The organism is Streptomyces sp. ID05-26A (genome assembly GCF_033794685.1).
In the GTDB taxonomy this organism is placed as follows: Bacteria; Actinomycetota; Actinomycetes; order Mycobacteriales; family Pseudonocardiaceae; genus Lentzea.
This window is the reverse complement of the sequence record NZ_JARAYZ010000006.1, coordinates 179550-199255: the sequence shown is the minus strand read 5'-3', so window position 1 is coordinate 199255 and position 19706 is coordinate 179550. Positions and strand designations below refer to the sequence as shown.

The 19706-nt window shown below is 71.3% G+C and carries 17 protein-coding genes and 1 riboswitch; of the genes, 8 read left to right on the top strand and 9 right to left on the bottom strand.

The window, feature by feature from the left end; all coding sequences use genetic code 11:
• Positions 1–5 precede the first annotated feature (5 nt).
• Genes PV646_RS38325 through PV646_RS38310 form a run of 4 tightly spaced genes read left to right on the top strand, consistent with a single transcriptional unit; the run spans position 6 to position 2977 of the window.
• The gene (locus tag PV646_RS38325) at positions 6–386 is read left to right on the top strand and encodes a TIGR03618 family F420-dependent PPOX class oxidoreductase (protein ID WP_500347305.1); all 381 of its coding nucleotides are present in this window, start codon (positions 6–8) and stop codon (positions 384–386) included.
• Positions 367–1512 (top strand): precorrin-6y C5,15-methyltransferase (decarboxylating) subunit CbiE, encoded by a 1146-nt coding sequence (gene cbiE / locus PV646_RS38320; RefSeq protein WP_500347303.1) that lies wholly within the window; start codon positions 367–369, stop codon positions 1510–1512. The genes PV646_RS38325 and cbiE overlap by 20 nt, the downstream gene beginning before the upstream one ends.
• Positions 1509–2249 (top strand): precorrin-4 C(11)-methyltransferase, encoded by a 741-nt coding sequence (cobM, locus tag PV646_RS38315; RefSeq protein WP_500347302.1) that lies wholly within the window; start codon positions 1509–1511, stop codon positions 2247–2249. Before cbiE ends, cobM begins: the two co-directional genes overlap by 4 nt.
• A complete protein-coding gene (locus tag PV646_RS38310; RefSeq protein WP_500347301.1) occupies positions 2246–2977 on the top strand; it encodes a cobalt-precorrin-6A reductase in 732 nt (243 codons plus the stop codon). Before cobM ends, PV646_RS38310 begins: the two co-directional genes overlap by 4 nt.
• Here the strand turns inward: PV646_RS38310 and PV646_RS38305 are convergent.
• Genes PV646_RS38305 through PV646_RS38295 form a run of 3 tightly spaced genes read right to left on the bottom strand, consistent with a single transcriptional unit; the run spans position 2949 to position 6039 of the window.
• The gene (locus PV646_RS38305; protein ID WP_500347299.1) at positions 2949–4415 is read right to left on the bottom strand and encodes a precorrin-2 C(20)-methyltransferase; all 1467 of its coding nucleotides are present in this window, start codon (positions 4413–4415) and stop codon (positions 2949–2951) included. The two genes, PV646_RS38310 and PV646_RS38305, sit on opposite strands and share 29 nt — an antisense overlap.
• Positions 4412–5032, bottom strand: coding sequence for a precorrin-8X methylmutase (locus PV646_RS38300; RefSeq protein WP_500347297.1), 621 nt, complete (start codon positions 5030–5032; stop codon positions 4412–4414). The genes PV646_RS38305 and PV646_RS38300 overlap by 4 nt, the downstream gene beginning before the upstream one ends.
• Positions 5029–6039: a ferredoxin-like domain-containing protein gene (locus PV646_RS38295; RefSeq protein WP_500347295.1), complete on the bottom strand. Its 1011-nt coding sequence runs from the start codon at positions 6037–6039 to the stop codon at positions 5029–5031. The genes PV646_RS38300 and PV646_RS38295 overlap by 4 nt, the downstream gene beginning before the upstream one ends.
• 8 nt (positions 6040–6047) lie before the next feature.
• Positions 6048–6182, top strand: a riboswitch (cobalamin riboswitch).
• A 35-nt stretch (positions 6183–6217) separates the two neighbouring features.
• On the opposite strand from PV646_RS38295, the gene cobN reads away from it, so the two are divergent.
• Positions 6218–9784, top strand: a complete 3567-nt coding sequence (cobN, locus tag PV646_RS38290) for a cobaltochelatase subunit CobN (protein ID WP_500347294.1) — start codon at positions 6218–6220, stop codon at positions 9782–9784.
• Here cobN and PV646_RS38285 read toward each other — a convergent pair.
• Positions 9745–10416 carry a helix-turn-helix transcriptional regulator gene (locus PV646_RS38285; protein WP_500347292.1) on the bottom strand — a complete coding sequence of 224 codons (672 nt, stop codon included), beginning with the start codon at positions 10414–10416 and terminating at the stop codon, positions 9745–9747. The genes cobN and PV646_RS38285 overlap by 40 nt on opposite strands.
• Before the next feature lie 54 nt (positions 10417–10470).
• Between PV646_RS38285 and folE the strand changes: the two genes are divergently transcribed.
• Positions 10471–11019 (top strand): GTP cyclohydrolase I FolE, encoded by a 549-nt coding sequence (gene folE, locus PV646_RS38280; protein WP_500347290.1) that lies wholly within the window; start codon positions 10471–10473, stop codon positions 11017–11019.
• Here the strand turns inward: folE and PV646_RS38275 are convergent.
• Positions 11007–11522 carry an EF-hand domain-containing protein gene (locus PV646_RS38275; RefSeq protein WP_500347288.1) on the bottom strand — a complete coding sequence of 172 codons (516 nt, stop codon included), beginning with the start codon at positions 11520–11522 and terminating at the stop codon, positions 11007–11009. The two genes, folE and PV646_RS38275, sit on opposite strands and share 13 nt — an antisense overlap.
• A gap of 56 nt (positions 11523–11578) precedes the next feature.
• On the bottom strand, positions 11579–14137 hold the full coding sequence (locus PV646_RS38270) for an AAA family ATPase (RefSeq protein ID WP_500347287.1): 2559 nt from the start codon (positions 14135–14137) through the stop codon (positions 11579–11581).
• A 271-nt stretch (positions 14138–14408) separates the two neighbouring features.
• Here PV646_RS38270 and PV646_RS38265 point away from each other — a divergent pair, with 271 nt between their 5' ends.
• Entirely contained in the window at positions 14409–16892 is a 2484-nt protein-coding gene (locus PV646_RS38265; RefSeq protein WP_500347286.1) for a helix-turn-helix transcriptional regulator, read from the top strand.
• On the opposite strand, the gene PV646_RS38260 is transcribed toward PV646_RS38265, so the two are convergent.
• The 3 genes from PV646_RS38260 to PV646_RS38250 are packed head-to-tail and all read right to left on the bottom strand — an operon-like array spanning position 16846 to position 18777.
• Positions 16846–17235, bottom strand: coding sequence for a LapA family protein (locus tag PV646_RS38260; protein WP_500347284.1), 390 nt, complete (start codon positions 17233–17235; stop codon positions 16846–16848). The two genes, PV646_RS38265 and PV646_RS38260, sit on opposite strands and share 47 nt — an antisense overlap.
• Before the next feature lie 48 nt (positions 17236–17283).
• Positions 17284–17814, bottom strand: coding sequence for a DUF742 domain-containing protein (locus PV646_RS38255; RefSeq protein WP_500347283.1), 531 nt, complete (start codon positions 17812–17814; stop codon positions 17284–17286).
• Positions 17815–17853: 39 nt separating this feature from the next.
• Entirely contained in the window at positions 17854–18777 is a 924-nt protein-coding gene (locus PV646_RS38250) for an anti-sigma factor RsbA family regulatory protein (RefSeq protein ID WP_500347282.1), read from the bottom strand.
• A 101-nt stretch (positions 18778–18878) separates the two neighbouring features.
• Here PV646_RS38250 and PV646_RS38245 point away from each other — a divergent pair, with 101 nt between their 5' ends.
• On the top strand, positions 18879–19700 hold the full coding sequence (locus tag PV646_RS38245) for a MerR family transcriptional regulator (protein WP_500347280.1): 822 nt from the start codon (positions 18879–18881) through the stop codon (positions 19698–19700).
• The last annotated feature ends 6 nt before the right edge of the window (positions 19701–19706 follow it).

The window sequence follows — 19706 nt, the reverse complement described above, 5'->3', positions numbered from 1 at the left end:
GTGCCATGTCGATCGACCGGGGTGCCGAGTTCGCCGAGTTCTGGGCCGAACGGCACCTGTGCACGTTGTCCACCGTCCGTCCCGGCGGGACTCCGCACGTGGTGCCGGTCGGCGTCACGCTCGACGCCGAAGCCGGCATCGCGCGGATCATCACGCACGGCGCGTCGTGGAAGGTCAAGCACGTGCGCAACGCCGGGTACGCCGCCGTGTGCCAGGTGGACGGTCGGCGTTGGTCCACGTTGGAGGGTCCCGCCGTCGTGCGCGACGACGTGGAATCCGTCGACGAGGCCGTGCGGCGGTATGCGTTGCGGTACAAGCAGCCGCGCGTGAACCCCGAGCGGGTCGTGATCGAGATCCAGGTGAAGCGTGTCACCGGCACCGTCTGACGTCGTGGTCGTCGGCATCGGTGCCGACGGGTGGGACGGGCTTTCCCCTGCCGCCCAGCAGGCTGTTTCCCGTTCACGTGTGCTGATGGGCTCGCGCCGGCAGCTCGACCTGGTGCCGGGGGAGTTCGACCGGGTCGCGTGGCCGTCGCCGCTGGTCCCGGCGTTGCCCGCGTTGTTCGAGAAGCACCGGGACGTGTGCGTGCTGGCGTCCGGCGATCCCATGTTCCACGGCATCGGCACGACCCTGGTGCGGTTGCTGGGCGACCGGGTGACGGTGATCCCGCACCCCTCCTCCGTGTCGCTCGCCTGCGCACGGCTCGGCTGGGCGTTGAACGAGGTCGAGGTCGTGTCCCTGGTGGCGCGATCGGCCGACCTGCTACGCCCCGTGTTGACGCCGGGACAGCGCGTGCTGGTGCTCGGTGGCGACCCGGCAACCGTTGCGGCACTGGCCGGAGACATCACTGTGCTCGAACAGCTAGGTGGTCCCGCCGAGCGGGTTTACCCTTGGTCCGGGCAGGACGCGGACCCGCTGTGCGTGATCGCGATCGAGTACCGCGGGAGCGCTCTCTCACGGGTCCCCGGCCTGCCTGATGACGCGTACGAATCCGATGGCCAGCTGACGAAGCGAGAGGTGCGGGCTATTTCGTTGTCGAGATTGGCGCCGCTGCCCGGGCAGCTGCTCTGGGACGTCGGGGCCGGTTCGGGTTCCATCGCGATCGAGTGGGCGCGCACGCATCCGACGTGCCGCGCGATCGCCGTGGAGCAGTCGGCCGAACGCGCAGAGCGAATCGCCGGTAACGCAGCGTCTCTGGGTGTGCCCGGGGTGGAGGTCCACATCGGACGGGCGCCGGACGCGTTGGAGGGGCTGGAGAAGCCCGACGCGATCTTCATCGGCGGCGGCGTGACGGTGCCCGGTGTGCTGCAGGCCTGCTGGGACTCGCTCGCGGCGGGCGGCCGACTGGTCGTCAACGCCGTGACGCTGGAGTCCGAGGCCGTGGTGGCGCAGTGGTACGAGCGGCTCGGCGGCGACCTGGTGCGGATCGCGGTGAACCGCGGCTCGTCGGTCGGCCGGTTCACCGCCTGGCGCCCGCACATGCCCGTGACGACGTGGAGCGTGACGAAGTGACCGTGCACTTCATCGGGGCCGGGCCCGGAGCGGCCGACCTGATCACGGTGCGGGGCCGCGCGCTGATCGAGTCGTCGCCGGTGTGCCTGTACGCGGGTGCGTTGGTGCCGGTGGAGTTGCTGGACTTCTGCCCCGCCGGCGCGCGCAAGGTCGACACGGCGCTGCTGACGCTGGACGAGATCGTGGCCGAGCTGGTCGCGGCCTCGGAACAGGGACTGGACGTGGCCCGGCTGCACTCCGGCGACCCGGCGGTGTTCAGCGCGATGGCCGAGCAGATGCGCCGGCTGGACGCGCTGGAGATCGCCTACGACGTGACGCCGGGGGTGCCGGCCTTCGCGGCCGCCGCGGCGTCGTTGCAGCGCGAGCTGACGGTGCCCGGGGTCGGGCAGACGGTGATCCTGACGCGGACCTCGCAGCGCGCCACGCCGATGCCCGAGGGCGAGGACCTGGACACGCTGGGGCGCAGTCACGCGACGCTCGTGCTGCACCTCGCCGTGCAGCGGATCGCGGACGTCGTGGCGGAACTGGTGCCGAACTACGGGCTGGACTGCCCGGTCGCGGTCGTCGCCTACGCGTCCCGTGAGGACGAGGTCGTGCTGCGCGGGACGCTGGACGACATCGCCGCGCAGGTCGAGGCCGCCGGGATCAAGCGGACCGCCGTGATCATCGTGGGACAGGTGCTGGGCGCGACGCAGTTCCCGGACAGCCACCTGTACTCGGCCACGCGCGTTCGATGATCCTCATCCTCGGGGGGACGGGGGAGGCTCGGGAACTCGCGCGGCGGGTGATGGGTTCCGCCGCGGCTCTTCCTCCGGGCCGGGTCGTCTCCTCCCTGGCGGGCAGGGTAAGCAACCCCGCTCTTCCCGTCGGCGAGGTTCGCGTCGGCGGCTTCGGTGGGGTCGACGGGCTCGCGCAGTGGTTGCGGGACAACGATGTCAGCGCCGTCGTCGACGCGACCCACCCGTTCGCCCGGCAGATCACCGCGAACGCTTTCGAGGCCTGTGAGCGGGTCGGCGTGCCGTTGCTGATCCTGCGGCGACCGGGGTTCACGCCGCAGCCCGGCTGGCAGTGGGTGGACAGCGTGGCCGAGGCCGCGCGGGAACTGCGGGGCGAGCGGGTCTTCCTGACGACCGGACGGCAGGACCTGGCCGAGTTCGCCGCGTGCCCGCAGTGGTTCCTGGCACGCATGGTCGAACCGCCGGAACCGCCGCTGCCCCAACGGATCGAGGTGCTGCTGTCGCGCGGTCCGTTCACTGTGGACGGTGAACTGGAGCTGATGCGCTCGCGGGACGTCGACGTGCTCGTCACGAAGGACAGCGGTGGCTCGATGACGTCGGCCAAGCTGGAGGCCGCGCGTCGGCTCGGTGTGCCGGTCGTGATCGTGCGCCGGCCACCGCTCCCGCCCGCGGCAGTGGTGGCCGGCGTCGACGCCGCCGTCAGCTGGTTGGGTACCGCCGGGGCGTGAAGACGACGCCCTGGGGCGTCACGATCGTCTGCGACGAGCCGATGATCAGCAGGCAGCGCATGTCGATCGTGGCCGGGTCGAGGGTGCCGAGCGTGAGGACGCGGATCTCCTCCTCCGGGCCGCCCACGTCACGTCCGACGACGATCGGGGTCTCCGGCGCGCGGTGCCGGAGCAGCAGGTCGCGCATGTCCGCCACCTGGTGCGTGCGGGCCTTGGACGCCGGGTTGTAGATCGCGATCACCAGGTCGGCCCTGGCGGTGGCCTCGAGGCGTTCGGCGATGACGTCCCACGGCTTGAGCCTGTCGCTCAACGAGATCACCGCGTAGTCGTGGCCGAGCGGTGCGCCCGCCTTGGCCGCCACGGCGTTCGCGGCCGTGACACCGGGGATGACGCGGACCGGCACGTCCGGGGACTCCGCCGCGACCTCCAGGACCGCGGTCGCCATCGCGAAGACGCCGGGATCACCCGACGACACGACGGCGACCCGTGCGCCCTTGCGGGCGAGGTCCAGGGCGAACGCGGCGCGTTCGGACTCGACCTGGTTGTGCGAGGAGTGCCGCTGCTGGCCGGGACGTTCCGGCACGCGGTTCAGGTAGGTGCTGTAGCCGACCAGTTCGTCGGCGGCCTCCAGCTCCTGGCGGGCTTCCGGGGTGAGCCAGTCCCGCGAGCCGGGGCCGAGACCGACGACGACGACCTCGCCCTTCGGCTTCGCGGGCTTGGACTGGCTCGGCAGCACGGCGATGGAGAAGTACGGCACGGTCGCGGGGTCGACGTCGGCCAGCGGCGCCATCCTTTGCCGGCCCGTGGTGGCGCGTTCGACGTACCAGGCACCGTCGAGCCGGCCGGACGCCTCGAGCGCCTCGCGGACGTTGCCGAAGGTGCGGCCCAGCTTGAGGATCGCGGCGCAGTCGGTGTCGGCCAGGCGGGACGCGAGCTCGGCGGGCGGGAGCGTGCCGGGCAGGATCGTGAGGACCTCGTCGCGTTCGACGAGCGGGGTGCCGAGAACGGCGCTCGCCCCGCTCACGGACGTGACGCCGGGGACGACCTCCCACTCGTAGCGGTCGGCCAGCCGCTTGTGCATGTGCATGTAGGAGCCGTAGAAGAACGGGTCCCCGGCGGCCAGCACGACGACGTTCCGCCCGGCGTCGAGGTGCGCGGCCAGCGTGGCGGCGGCCTCCTCGTAGAAGGCGTCGATCTCGCCCTGGTAGTCGTCCGTGTCCTCGGTCGTGACCGGGTAGACGAGCTGTTCCAGCACCTGCGGTTTCGGATCGTCCTGGCTGCGGAAGTACGGCGCGGCGATGGTCTTGGCGACCGACTTGCCGTGCCGGGCGCTGTGGAACGCCACCACGTCGGCTTCGTTGATGAGTCGCGCGGCCTTGACCGTCACGAGTTCCGGGTCGCCCGGACCCAGGCCGACGCCGTAGAGCTTGCCCGTCATTCTTCCTCGCTCGCGATCGCGTTGATGGCCGCCGCCGTCATGGCACTGCCGCCGCGCCGGCCGCGCACCACGAGGTGCTCCAGATCCGTTGCGGCCAAAGCTTCCTTGGACTCCGCTGCCCCGATGAACCCGACCGGGATGCCCAGCACCGCCGCGGGCCGGGGGGCTCCGGCGGCGATCAGGTCGAGCAGGTGGAACAGCGCCGTGGGGGCGTTGCCGATCGCGATCACCGCGCCGTCGAACCGGTCCGCGAGCAACTCCAGGGCGGCGGCACTGCGCGTGTTGCCGATCTCCTGCGCCCGGCCCGGCGTGCGCGGGTCCTGCAGGTAGCACAGGACTTCGTTGTCCTTGGGCAGGCGGCGGCGGGTCACGCCGGACGCGACCATGTTGGCGTCGCACAGGATCGGCGCGCCGTCGCGGAGCGCCGCGCGCGCGTTCCGCACGACGTCCGGGGAGAACACGACGTCGCTGGGCAGGTCGGTCATGCCGCACGCGTGGATCATGCGGACGACGACCTGCGAGACATCGGCGGGGAACCCGGTGAGGTCCGACTCCGCGCGAATGGTGGCGAAGGACTGGCGGTAGATCTCCGCCCCGTCCTTGATGTACTGCGTCAACGGATCTCCTCGTAGCCGTCGCCGGTCGCGACGAACTCGATCACTTCGCCCGCGGGACGGCCGCAGCGGCGGGCACAACCCGACCAGTGCACCGGACGGCGGTGTGGGGTTCCGAGCCACGCACGGGCGTCGGCTCGTACGTCGGAGAGCGACTTCGCGCAGCCGGGGCGGCCGGTGCAGGCGCTGACGCCGTGCCACGGCGAGTCCGGGTCGGTGATGAGGCCGGACGTGTCGGTGCCGGCGGGCACGACCAGGCTGCGCCACGGCGTGAGGCGGAGAGCGACGCCGGGGAGCTGGCCGGCGTCGAGCCGGCCGAGCGGAACCCCTGGGGTCAACGGTGAAGGTGCGACAGGAGTCACAGCCGGGGTGATGCGCGGCGCGTCGGAGGTGCCGAAGTGGGCGGTGATCTTTCGCACACCGTCGTCCACTTCGGACAGGCGCCAGGCCGGGCCGCGGAGTCGCTGGAAGAGGCGGGCCGCGGTGACCACGGTGTCGGCGGGGTCGGTGACGCGGACGCCCGTGTCGGTCCCGGCCAGGAGGAGTGCCCACGTCGCCGCACCATCTCTGACCAGCCCGAAGTCGCCGCCGAGGCCGCTCACCGCGTGCCCCACCGTCAGCAGGAACCTGCCCGGCAGCGCTGCCAGAGCGGGGTCCGCGCACAGGGCTGCATCGATCTCGTCGACCAACCCCTGCTCGTCCTCCAGGGGTGCAGCGATGATGTTGCGGATCCGCTCGTGCGAGGCCGACGGCAGCAGGCCCGCCGCGGCCAGGCGCGCGCCCAGTTCGACGCCGTCCGCGAGGCCTCTGATCTGGAGGTTCGCCCGCGAGGTCAGTTCCACTGAACCGTTCCCGAGTTCTGCGGCCGAGGTGCGCACGACGTCCCACTGAACAGCGGAAAGAGTGCCGCCAGGCACCCGGATGCGCGCCAGCCCGCCGTCCGCTGCCTGGTGCAGCTCGACGGCGCCGGGACAGGCGTCCGGGTGACCCCGGTGAATCCCATTGGGCATAGGTCGGACTGTAACCCGCCGGTTAGGGTGAGCCCGAACGACGAAGCGCAGGAGGAAGCCGGTGTGAATCCGGCGCGGTCCCGCCACTGTGACCAGCGAACACCGCTGGGAGTCAGGAACTCTGCTTCGCCGGTCACCCGCAACCTGGGGCGCGGACCCCACGAGGGATGGAGCCTGCGTGATCCTGCTGCTGTCGACCTCCGACACCGACCTGCTGTCGGCGCGTGCGAGTGGTGCCGAGTACCGGCTCGGCAACCCCGCGCGACTCACTACCGACGACCTGCCCGCGCTCGTCGAGGGCGTGGACCTGGTCCTCGTGCGCATCCTCGGCGGCCGCCGGATGTGGGAGGAAGGTCTCGACTGGCTGCTGGCCAGCGGGCTGCCCGTGGTGGTGCTCGGCGGTGAGATGCAGCCCGACGCGGCGCTGATGGAGCTGTCGACGGTGCCCGGTGGTGTGTGCGCCGAGGCGCACCTCTACCTCGCGCACGGCGGCCCGGCGAACCTCACCGAGCTGTACAAGTTCCTTTCTGACACCGTGCTGCTGACCGGCCACGGCTTCGAGGCCCCCACCGCCACGCCCACGTGGGGCGTGCTGGAGCGCGAGGCCTCGGCGGCCGAGGGCCCGACGGTCGCGGTGCTCTACTACCGCGCGCACCACGTCGCCGGGAACACGGCGTTCATCCACGCGCTGTGCGACGCCATCGAGGCCAAGGGGGGCAAGGCCCTGCCGGTCTTCTGCTCCTCGCTGCGCACCGCCGAACCCGAGCTGCTCGACACGCTGAGGCAGGCCGACGCGCTCGTCGTGACGGTGCTCGCGGCCGGTGGCACGAACCCCGCGAAGGCCTCCGCCGGTGGCGACGACGACGCGTGGGACGTCGGTGCGCTGGCCGCGCTCGACGTGCCGATCCTGCAGGGGTTGTGCCTCACGTCGAGCCGCGAGACGTGGGACTCGAACGACGACGGACTGTCTCCTTTGGACACCGCGACCCAGGTCGCGATCCCCGAGTTCGACGGCCGGATCATCACGGTCCCGTTCTCCTTCAAGGAGATCGACTCCGACGGCCTCACGATCTACGTGGCCGACCCGGAACGGGCGTTGCGCGTCGCGGGCATCGCGGTCCGGCACGGCCGGCTGCGCCACATCCCGGTCGCCGAGCGCAAGGTCGTCGTGATGCTGTCGGCGTACCCGACGAAGCACTCGCGCATCGGCAACGCGGTCGGGCTCGACACGCCCGCGTCGACCGTCCGGCTGCTGAAGGCCATGCAGGAGCACGGTTACGACATCGGCACCGAGCTGCCCGGTGTCGACGAGCTCGACGGCGACAAGCTGATCCACGCGCTGATCGCCGCCGGTGGCCAGGACGCCGACTGGCTCACGCAGGAGCAGTTCGAGAGCAACCCGATCCGCATCGCCGCAGCCGACTACCGCGAGTTCTACGAGACGCTGCCCGACGACTTCCGCGAGTCGATGCAGGAGCACTGGGGCGAGGCACCGGGCTCGTTGTTCGTCGACCACAGCAAGTCCGAGGACGGCGAGATCGTGCTGGCCGCACTGCGGTCCGGCAACGTCGCGGTGATCGTCCAGCCGCCGCGCGGGTTCGGCGAGAACCCGATCGCGATCTACCACGACCCCGACCTGCCGCCGTCGCACCACTACCTCGCGGCGTACCGGTGGGTCGAGTCGAACTTCGGCGCCGACGCCGTCGTGCACGTCGGCAAGCACGGCAACCTGGAGTGGTTGCCCGGCAAGACCGTCGGCATGTCGGCGTCCTGCGGCACGGACGCGGCGCTCGGCGACCTGCCGCTGATCTACCCGTTCCTCGTCAACGACCCCGGTGAGGGCACGCAGGCGAAGCGCCGCGCGCACGCCACGCTGGTCGACCACCTCGTGCCGCCGATGGCCCGCGCCGACAGCTACGGCGACATCGCGCGCCTGGAGCAGTTGCTGGACGAGTACGGGAACATCTCCGCGATGGACCCGGCCAAGGTGCCGGCGATCCGCGCGCAGATCTGGACGCTGATCAAGGCCGCGAAGCTCGACCACGACCTGGGACTCGACGACCGGCCGCACGACGCGGAGTTCGACGAGTTCATCCTGCACGTCGACGGCTGGCTGTGCGAGGTCAAGGACGTCCAGATCCGCGACGGCCTGCACATCCTCGGCGAGGCGCCGACCGGCAGCGTTCGCGTCAACCTCGTGCTCGCCATGTTGCAGGCGCGGCAGATGTGGGGCGGTCAGGTCGCCGCGCTGCCCGGCCTGCGCGAGGCCCTCGGGCTCGTCAGCACGGCCCGTGAAGACGTTGACGCGATTGAGGAACAGGCTCGCGTGCTCGTCCAGGCGATGGAGGACGCGGGCTGGGACCGTGAGGCCGCAGCGGGTCTGCACGAGTCGGTGGACGTGCAGAAGATCCTGGAGTTCGCGGCCGTCGAGGTCGTGCCCAGGCTCGCGCGCACCACGGACGAGATGACGAACGTCCTGCACGCCCTGGACGGCGGTTACATCCCGGCCGGCCCGTCGGGTTCTCCGTTGCGCGGCCTGGTGAACGTGCTGCCGACCGGCCGCAACTTCTACTCGGTCGACCCGAAGGCCATCCCGTCGCGCCTCGCCTGGGAGACCGGCCAGGCGATGGCCGACTCGCTGCTGGAGCGGTACCGCGCCGAGAACGACGGCGAGTGGCCGCCCTCGGTCGGGCTGTCGGTCTGGGGCACGTCCGCGATGCGCACCTCCGGTGACGACATCGCCGAGGTGTTCTCGCTGCTCGGCGTGCGGCCGGTGTGGGACGACCAGTCGCGCCGCGTCACCGGGCTGGAGGTCGTCCCGCTCGAGGAGCTGGACAGGCCGCGCATCGACGTCACGATCCGCATCTCCGGCTTCTTCCGCGACGCCTTCCCGCACGTCGTGTCCATGTTGGACGACGCGGTGCAGCTCGTCGCCGCGCTGGACGAGCCCGCGGAGCAGAACTTCGTGCGGGCGCACATGCTTCGCGACCTCGAAGAGCACGGCGACCAGCGCCGCGCCACGTTGCGCGTCTTCGGGTCCAAGCCGGGCGCGTACGGCGCGGGTGTGCTGCCGCTGATCGACAGCCGCAACTGGCGCGACTCGTCCGACATCGCCGAGGTCTACGCGGTGTGGGGCGGGTACGCCTACGGCCGCGGGGTCGACGGCGTCGCCGCGCGCGCGGACATGGAGTCGGCGTACCGGCGGATCGCGGTGGCGGCCAAGAACATCGACACCCGCGAGCACGACATCGCCGACTCGGACGACTACTTCCAGTACCACGGCGGCATGGTCACGATGGTGAAGGCGTTGACGGGCAAGGCACCCGCCGCGTACGTCGGGGACAGCACGCGCCCGGAGGCGGTCCGCACGCGGACGCTGACCGAGGAGACCTCGCGGATCTTCCGCGCCCGCGTGGTGAACCCGCGCTGGATCGGGGCGATGCGCAACCACGGCTACAAGGGCGCGTTCGAGCTGCAGGCGACGGTCGAGTACCTGTTCGGCTACGACGCCACGACCGGCGTGGTCGCGGACTGGATGTACGAGAAGCTGACCGAGAGCTACGTGCTCGACCCGGAGACCCGCAAGTTCCTGCAGACGTCGAACCCGTGGGCGTTGCACGGCATCGCCGAGCGCCTGCTGGAGGCGGCCGAGCGCAAGATGTGGGAGCACCCGGAGGAGTCCACTTTGGACGCGCTGCGGGCGGCCTACCTGGAGACCGAGGGCGACCTGGAGGACGGCGTCTGATCGACCCGGACGCAGCAGTGACCTGGTGACGGAGCGAGGCGAGCGGTGTGACCGTTCGCCTCGATGCCGTCCAGCAGGCCGCTGACGAGGCGCAGGTTCATTCCGCACACCAACTGCGTGTGCCGGTGCGCCAGGCTGTGGAACGGGCAGTTGCCGAGCAGGATCGAGCCGCCGTCCTCGCGCGGCTCGAAACCGAAGCCCGCCAACGTGTCCACGACTCCGCCCGGCGCCCGCGCGGCCAGGTCCGCGCCCCACTCGTAGGCGCGCCGGTGCAGGATCTCGCGAACGGGCTCGCCCGTGCTCTCCGCTTCCACCAGCGCGTCCGTGAGCAGGTGGCTCGCCGCCTCGTAGCGGCGGTCGGGCAGCGACACCTCGATGTGCTCCGCGGACCGCTGGTAGAGCTTCGCGGGCCTGCCGGCTCCGGGGCCACCGGTCCGGCGCTGGTGCGCCACTGTGAGAAGGCCCATCTCGACCAGCTTGTCGAGGTGGAACCCCGCGGTCGTGCGGGGCAGCCCGACGGCCTGCGCGGCCTCGTCCTTGCTGATGGGAGCGTTGTGGCGCACCACGAGGTCGTACAGCCTGCGGCGGTTCGGTTCGTCGAGGGCCGCGACGGCGGCGACGGGGTCGGCCATCTCTAAAAACTACTCTTGTTGACTAAATTCGGCCAGCGGATCTACCGTGGCGGCATGGACGTCGAGGCGGCACAACGGGCGGTCACGGACCTGCTCAAGGCGCTGGGCAAGGACCCGTACTCGGTGCATCTCACCGACACCCCGCGCCGCGTGGCCGAGGCCTACGCGGAGATGCTGACCCCGCGCGAGTTCACCATGACGACGTTCCCCAACGACGAGGGCTACGACGAGCTCGTGCTGGCGCGGAGCATTCCCGTGCAGTCGTTGTGCGAGCACCACATGCTGCCGTTCCACGGCGTCGCGCACGTCGGATACCTGCCGGGGGAACGGATCCTGGGCCTGTCGAAGCTCGCCCGGGTCGTGGAGATGTTCGCGCGCGATCTCCAGGTCCAGGAACGGCTGACCAAGCAGGTCGCCGACTGGTTGCAGGAGGAGTTGCGGCCCCAGGGGGTCGGCGTCGTGGTCGAGGCCGAGCACATGTGCATGGCGCTGAGGGGCGTGCGGGTCACCGGGTCCCGCACGGTCACCTCGGCGTTGAAGGGCGTGCTGCGGGAGAACCCCGCGTCACGTCAGGAGTTCTTCACCCTCGTTCACGCCGCCTGAACGGGGCCGAAGACGTAGGAGCCGGCGGCGTCCGGGTTGTCGCCGGCCCAGAACTCGGCCCACAGCGTCGTGAACTCGTTGCGCGACAACCGTCCGTCGCCGTCGAGGTCCAGCTTCGCGAAGACGGTCTCGGTCGCGCCGCCGAGCCAGGCCTCGATCATGGTCCGGTACTCGGGTTCGGAGACGTAGTCGTCGCCGTCCGCGTCCACGGCGCCGAACATGGCGTCCGCCGTGCCCAGCACCGGTTCGATGTTGTCGGGCAGCACGTCGACGACGTTCAGGACGTCCTGCAGCGTCACCTGCTCCGCGCCTCCCGCGGCCGACTGCAGGGTGGTCCACCAGCCCAGCATCACCTTCGTCAGCAACTCCTCGTCACTGCCGCGCAACGCCGCCCAGCGCTGGGCGAGCAGCTCGAAGTCCTCCCGGTTCAGCCGTCCGTTGCCGTCGGAGTCCATCGCGCCGAAGACCAGGTCCACCTTGCTCCGCTGAAAGTCGCTCGCCATGCGCAGGACGATAGGGCCGAAAGACGTAGTCGAACCATCGGCCGAACGGGTCCGAGCTACTCCACGAACAGAGCATCCGCCAGGTGCAAACGGCCGGACACCCCGAGCTTGCGGTAGATGCCCGAGAGCACTCCCTCCACGCCGTCGGCGGGCATGAGCAGCGTGGACGCGATCTCGTCGTCGGAGCGGCCGCGTGCCGCCAGCTCCGCCACCTGATGCTCCGTCGGGGTGAGTGCGGTCGGCCCGGTCTGCCGCATTCGCCGAGGTCCGGAGCTCGTCGCCACCAGTTCGGAGTAGGCACGGGCGGCCATCGTGGTGGATCCGCACTTCTGCGCCAGGTCGACGGCGTCACGCAGGTGCGTGCGCGCGGAGGCCGTGTCGCCCTGACGCCGCAGCACCACGCCGAGGTCCACCAACGCGCGCGCCAGTTCCAGACGGCCGGGGGAGGCGCGCAGCACCCGCACGGCCTCCTCCAGCAACCTTCGCCCGGCCGCGCCCGCGGTCACCCGGCCCTCCGCGCGCAACGCCATGCCCAGCGCCCTGGGCGCGCCCCAGACCCGTGCGAGCGCGACCTCCTCCTGGGCGAGTTCGCGGGCCCGTTCGCCGTCGCCCATCGCCGCGCAGGCCAGCGCCGCGCCGGAACGCCACGACAGCGCCGCGGGATTGCGGTACGGCCACGCCGCGCAGTGCCGTCCGGCGGCCAGAAACGCTTCCAGGGCCTCGTGATCGTCGCCTCGCGCCGTCAGCACGCGTCCGCGCACGGTCAGCACGCCACCGAACGACCACGTGCGCCGCGCCTCGTCCGTCGAGGCCTCGGCGATCACCGTGGCGGCCTCGTCCAGGCGACCCTCCTCGAGCAGGATGTCGGCGAGCAGCGCGGCGTGCCACGTGGAGACGGCGTGCCAGCGCCGGTCCTGCCGCAGGTGGTCGGCCGCCACCGCGAGATCGGCACGGGCGGAGGCGAGATCTCCCTTGCGGCGCTGGACGTTCGCGCGCATCACGTTCGTCAGCGCGCGCAACGCTGGTGCCTGGGCGCGGTCGACCTCGTCCAGCACGGCCAGCGCCTCGTCCAGCGAGTCGGCCAGGTTCAGCGTCATCGCGGCCGTCAGGGAGGCGACCACGCCGTCGCCGCGTGCCGAGACGAGACGCCTCGTCTCGTCTGCGCTGATGTCGCCGACCATCACGCGGTGCAGCACGCCGGCGGGGTTGTCGAGCGAGACCGACGAGGGGACGGCCTCCTGCCACACCAGGCCGTGCACGGCGAGATGTGCCCGCGCCTGCGGTGAGCCGCCCAGCACCGCGGGGATCTCGGCCGGGGCGCCCTCGGCGTGCAGGGCGTAGGACAACGCGATCGCGGACTCGGCATCGTCCACATCGGACTGGAGGGCCTCGCGCAGCCGGGCGGTCGCGCCGGGCAGGTTGCCGACCAGTTCGGCGATTCCCAGCAGTCGCAAGGCACGGGACGGGTTCGCCACCGGTTCGCGCAGCGCCCGCCACAGCAGCCGTGCCGCGCCGGCCGTGTCGCCGTGGTTCACCGCCTCCTGCGCGGCCCGGTCCAGCACCTCGCCCGCCCACGGTTCCAGGCCGGGCGACGTCTCCAGCAGGTGGTCCGCGACCGCCCGGTCCGAAGCGCCGTGCGTCCGCAACGCCTGTGCGGCCCGCAAGTGCAGCGCCGCGCGTGCCGCGGCGGGTATGTCTTCGAGCACCGCGGGTCCCGCCACGCCGAGGAGTTCGACGGTGCGCCTGGCCTCGGCGAGTTCCGCCGGGCTCAGTCGCGTGAGTTCGGCCAGCACACCGGGATGGGGCGAAGAACCCAGTGCCGCCAGGCAGTGCGCGGTCGTCACGACGGACGCGGGGCGGCGGCGCAGCCGGGCCGCCATGATCTCGCCGGACACCTCGGCACCGCGCTGGGTCACCCGCCACGCGGCCTCGGTCGTCGGCGGGACCTCGTCCTCCACCAGCGCCTTGACCAGCCGCGTCACCGCCAGGGGGTTGCCGCCCGTCGCGTCGAAGCACGCCGCCGCGAACTCCGGCGCGGCTTCGCCGAGTGCCGCCGAGACGAGACGTCTCGTCTCGGCAGGGGTGAGGTGGTCCAGCGTGACCCGCTGGCACGCGGCCGTGATCTCGCCGAACGACGGGTCGTCGCACCGCTCGCCCACGCCCACGGTCAGGACGAGCGCGATCGGCAGCCGCCGCACCCGCAACGCCAGGTAGGCGAGCCAGCGCAGGGAAGCGGCGTCGGCCCAGTGCGCGTCGTCCACCAGGACCAGCAGATCGGCGCGCGCGGCCAGCGCGGCGGTCAGCCGGTACACGCCGTGCAGCACAGGGAAGTCCGCGGCCGCCGCGGTGAGCTGCAGCGCCCCGATCGCCTCGTCGGGCACGAGAGTGGAGTCGACCAGGTCGAACAGCTGGGCCACGATCCCAAAGGGAAGATCGCTTTCCAATGCGCTTCCCCGTGCTCGCACCACTTGCCGGCCGGACGCCTCCCACCGTGCGGCGAGGTCGTCGACGGCCGCCGTCTTGCCCGTGCCGGGTGCGCCTTCCACCACCGTGGTCGTGCCCGGCACCGCCTGATCGCCGATTCCGGCGCACCACACTTTCAGCCGGTTTTCCAAGATCTCTCCACAATCCGCCGCTGAAAGCTCAGCGGAATTGATGCTAGGAGAAAGCGCTCCACTTGCCCAGGTAAAGCTTTCTGCGCTATGGGGCGTCTCAACAGGAGTACGGCCCGTATGATCCCGCGGGCTGCTACTCGAATGGGTAGCGGCAGCTTGTCAAGGTCATCCCAGCGGCGCAAGGGGACGCCGCTCGGCTCTGGTCGTGGTGCGGGTCCTCGTGGTAATGCAGCGCTTGTTCTCCGCCGCCGCGGAGCGAAAGGAAGAATGGGTGTCGGGGAATCGGGACGGGATGTTCCGCGGCCGTGAGGGGGAACGGGAGCTCCTGAACGGCGTGCTGGACGCGGGCACCGGTGTGGTGCTGGTCGACGGCGCCGCGGGCACGGGGAAGACGCGGCTGCTGGCCGAGATCGCCGCCGTCGCCGCCGGCCGGGGCTTCGAGGTCGTGACCGCGCGGGACGAGCTCGACCAGCCGTTCCTGTTGGCCTGCCTGGCAGAACGCCGTCCGGACGGCCCGTTGCTGGTCGTGCTGGACGATCTCCACCTGGCCGCGCCGGGCACCCTGGCCGCTCTGCGCGCACTGTTACCCGCCTCCGCCCGCGACGAGGTGGTGTGGCTGCTCGCCTGCCGCCGCGGCGAGGCCGCTGACAGCCTGTTCGCCGCGGCCGCGCACTGCGGAGCGACCAGGATCGACCTGCGGCCGTTGACCGACGACGTGGTCACCGACCCCGCCCCCGACCTGAAAGCGCTTGCTGCCACGGCGCAGGGGTTGCTGCACGACCGCGTGACCGCGTTGAGCGGCAAGGCGAGGCACCTCCTGCAGGTCGCGTCCGTGCTCGGGCCGCGCTTCGAACCCGGTGACGTCGCGGAGATGCTGGCGTCGAGCACCGCCGTTCTGTTGCCCGCGTGGGACGAGGCCATCGGCGCGGGTGTCGTGACGGCCCTGGACGACGGCCTGGAGTTCCGGCACGACCTGCTCTGGCGCCTGGTCGCCGACTCCGTGCCCCCGCCCGTGCGGCGTGCGCTGCACCGCGAGGCCGGCGAGATGTTGCTGGGGCGCGGGGACAGCGCCGTCGCCGCCGCGAAACACCTGCTGCACGGCGCCCAGCGCGGCGACGCCCGGTCGATCGACGGACTCGTCACGGCCGCGAAAGCCGTGCTGTGGAACGCTCCTGAGGCCTCCGCCGAACTCGCCGTGCGCGCGCTCGAACTGACCGACCAAGCGTCTGCTTCGCTGGTCCACCGCACGGTCATGGCGGTGCGGGCCCTCACCGCGGCAGGCCGGCTCACCGCCGCGCAGGCACTGGCGCGGGAGGCGTTGTCCCGTCAGGTCTCCCCGGAGCCCGCCGCCAAACTCCGGCACTGCGTGGCCACGACGACGTTGCTGGGAGCCCGGCACGCGGAGTCGCTGGAGATCTCCGAGGTGTTGCTGCGCGACCCCGACCTGGCGCCGGAACTCACGCCCTGGGTGGAGATCACCCGGCTGATGGCGCTGCTCGGCCACGACCGGGACCGTGCGGGGGAGCTGGCCGAGGCCGTGGTGCGCACCCGTGAGGGAGCGCCGGACGACGTGCTGGCAACGGCTTTGGCCGTGCTGGCCGCGATCGCACGCGACACCGGACGGCCCGGCGCCGCGCTGGAACTGGCTCGCGAGGCCGCGCGGGCGAGCACCTCGCACGACCTCAGCGCGTACCCGCAGCTGCTGTTCGCGACCCTGCTCGCGGGGTTGAGGGAGTTCGCCGACGCCGGCGACGTGGTGCGGCGGGTCCGCGGCGGGCCGTCCGCGGTGGTCACCAGGGAGGTCATGACCGCGGTCGTGCAGGCCCGGATCCTGTTGCAGGCCGGGCGCATCGAGGAGGCCGCCGCCGAGGCGCGTGCCGCGCTGACCGTGGCGGAGGAGACCGGGCACGACGCGGTGGTCGCACCGGCGCTGGCGGTGCTGGCGATGGTCGCGATCCACACCGGCGACCTGCCCGCCGCGATCGACCACGTCGGACGCTGCCGCGACGAGGTCCCCGCCGACCGGATCATCTTCTCCCGCGCCTACTACCAGTGGGCCGACGTGCTCGTCACCTACGTCGGCTCCGGGCTCGAGAAGGCGATGGCGCTGCTCGCGGACTCCTACCCGGACCTGGTCCAGTCGGGCCTCTTCGCGGAAGAGCCCCGTGCCGCCGGGTGGTTCGTGCGGCGGGCCCTGGAAGCGGGGGACGACGGGCTGGCCAAGGCTGTCGTGGACCGCGCGGAACGGCTGGCCGGGGAACACCCCGGCTTCCCGGCGGTCGCGGCGGCCGCGGTGCACGCACGCGGCCTGCTCGACGCCGACGCGCGGTCGCTGGAACTGGCCGCCCGCGAACACCGCGACCCGTGGGCGCGGGCCAACGCGGCCGAGGACCTCGGTGTGCTGCTGACCGGGTCACCGGACCGCGCGGGGTCGGTGCAGGCGCTGGAGAGCGCGCTCGGCCTCTACCGGGAGATCGGCGCGTCCCGCGACAGCGCGCGGGTGCTGGGCCGGCTGCGCAAGCTCGGCCGCCGCCGCAGGGCCGCTCCCGCGCGGCCGGAGTCCGGATGGTCCAGTTTGGACGACACCGAACGGGCTATCGCCAACCTGGTGGCCAAGGGTCAGACGAACCGGCAGATCTCGACGCAGCTGTTCATGTCGCCGCACACGGTGAACTTCCACCTGCGCAAGATCTTCCGGAAACTGGGGATCAGCTCGCGCGTCGAGCTGGTGATGAGGTCGCGGGACGACCGGTGATCCGCTTGGCCTGACGCCGCAGCTGCAGGATGCGGGCCGCGCCGACGACCGCGACCAGCAGCGCGCCGCCGATCATGCCGAACAGCAGCGCCACGCCCAGGGGCAGGTTGAACTCGCCCCACAGGAAGTGGATCGTGGCGTTGCCACCGTTCTGCAGGATGAAGACCAGCAGGAAGATCAGCACGACGATCGCCACCAGCACGGCGATCCAGGTGCCGCTGATCCGGGTCGGCCGCAGCTTCTTCGGTGCGGCCCCCGGGGTGGAGGGTGGAACAGCCGGCGGAGCGGTCGGGATCGGTTCCGTGACCGGCGTCTTCGGAGTCTCGTCGCTGGAGGTCGCCACGGGAGAATTATCGGCGACCAGGCGTGATCTCGCGCGCTGGCGAACGGGTTACAACCGGCGCAACCCGGACAGCACGCGTTCGAGCAGAGCCACGTTCGGCTTGTCGGCCGGCTCGTGCACGGCGACCAGGTTCAGCGTGATCAGGTCGCTCAGCAGCACCCGCGTGACGCCGAGCGGGATCTTCATGAGCGCCGAGATCTCGGCGACCGACCGCGGCTGCAGGCACAGCCGCATCATCGCCGCCTGGTCGTTCGTCGCGCGGTAGAGCTTGTCCTCGTCGGTGGAGAGCAGCGTCTCCAGGCGCAGGTCGTGGCGGGCCGTCGTGCGGCCGCCGGTGCGGGCGTAGGGACGGATGAGCGAGCTGTCCCTGGCGGGGGTCTGGGGTTGTTCCTCTTCTTGCACAGGCCACTCCGGTAGCGGTTCCGGTGGGCGTTGGCGCAACGGTTGCTGACGGGGCAGTTGTTGCGTCTCCGCGCCGTTGAAGACTCCACTTCCTTCGGCGTGCAGCCGTCCACGGGTCGCCGGAGACCCGAATCGAGCCCCCGTGTAACCGATTTCCGTCGCTTCCTCGTCGTGCACGTGCTCAAGCTATAACGAAGTCGCCCGAATGTGAGTGGATCACGTTGCCTTTTTGTCAGTCAGATCGAATCTGACTTGGATTGCGGTGCCGTTTGACGTCGTTTGGGTGCGGACAAGGTCCGCCAAACGGTTGACAAGCAACAGACCGCGACCGCCTGGTTCGTTTGCGTGAACAGGGGTGCGGCCAGCCAGAACATCGGTGATGTGCCCGTTGTCGTTGACTTGGCAAACAATACTTCTGCTTTCCGCCCAGACGCGGACCGTGCTCTCGCCGCCGCCGTGCCGCACGCTGTTCGTCGCGAGCTCGGTGACCGCGAGCGCGAAGTCGTCGACGCGATCACGGGCCAGCCCGAGCTGGACGGCCTGCTCGCGCGCGAACGCCCGCACCGCCGCCATCGCCCCGGCGCCGACGGACGTGCTCGCCGCGTCGGACGGGATGGCCAGCGGCAGCGCGTGGGTGGCGACGACCACCCGCGCGGGGTGGAAGTGGTCGCTGGGGCGGTGGCCGCTCGCGTCGATCACGACCGGGTGGGTCTTCTCGGCGTCGGCCAGGACGTCATGGGTGAGGGTGGTGGTGTTGTAGGGGCACAGGATGCTCAGGTCACGTCCGCTGAACGCGTAGTTGACCAGCGCCTCGTGCAGCGCGCACGCCGGGTACTCGACGTCGGTGCGCAGGTCCCACACCGGCTCGCTGATGATGCGGACGGCCCCGCGGTGCCGGTCGGCGAACGCGCGGAGCTCGGGGATGATCCGGCCGGGGTTGCGGCCGGTGTCCTCCATGTCGATGAACGTCACGAGGTGGGCGAACCCGCTGAGCGCGTCTTCGAGCAGCTGCAGGTTCCTGCTGGGCACCGCCACGGCGACGGGCTCGGCGCTCGCGAGGCCCTCCACGACGAACGGGACTGTTCCGTCGATGTAGGAGTCCTCGTCCGAGTAGAAGAGCGCCGGATGTGCGAACGTCATGTGCCACCTCTCGTCAACGTCCCAGGGTGCGCACCCCGGGCGTTGTTCAAACCATCATTTCTTGACCCTCACACCGTGTCAGCCCCTACACAGGAGCAGTCATGTTCACCATCGGAGACTTCGCCCATCTGGGGCGCGTGTCGGTGCGGATGCTGCGCCATTACGACGCGGTCGGGCTGCTCCCGCCGGCCCACGTCGACCCGTCCAGCGGCTACCGCTTCTACACCGCGGCCCAGATGCAACGGCTCAACCGCCTCGTCGCGCTGAAGGACCTCGGTCTGACGCTCGACCAGGTGCGTGTCGTGCTCGACGAAAAGCTTTCCGTCGAGCAGTTGCACGGCATGCTTTCGTTGCGGCGAGCCGAGCTGCGGCAACAGATCCTCGCGGACGAGTCGCGGCTGCGCCGGGTCGAAGCACGTCTCCGCGCCATTGAAAGGGAAGGCGCCATGCCCACCGACGAGATCGTCGTGAAGTCCGTACCCGCCGTCCGGATCGCCCGCCTGACGGCGACCGCCGCGTCGTACGGGCCCGAGGACATCGGCCCGATCATCCAGCCGCTGTACCCGCAGCTCTTCGAACGCCTCGGCCGCGCGGGGGTCGCGCCGGCCGGCCACGGCATCGCCACCTACGAGTCCGCCGCCGGTGACGAGGTGCTCGTGCGGGCCGGCGTGACCGTGGCCGTCGACCCGTCCCCGGCCTACGACTTCGAGGTCGTGGACCTGCCCGCGCTGGCCGAGGCGGCGACGATCGTGCACCGCGGCACGATGGACGACGTCGACACCTCGTACCAGGCCGTCGCGGCGTGGATCGAGGCGCACGGGTACAAGCAGAACGGGCTCGCGCGCGAGGTGTACCTGAACTACGGCGAGGGTGACCCGGCGGACTGGGTGACCGAGCTGCAGCTGGAGATCACCAAGGCGTAGCGGGGG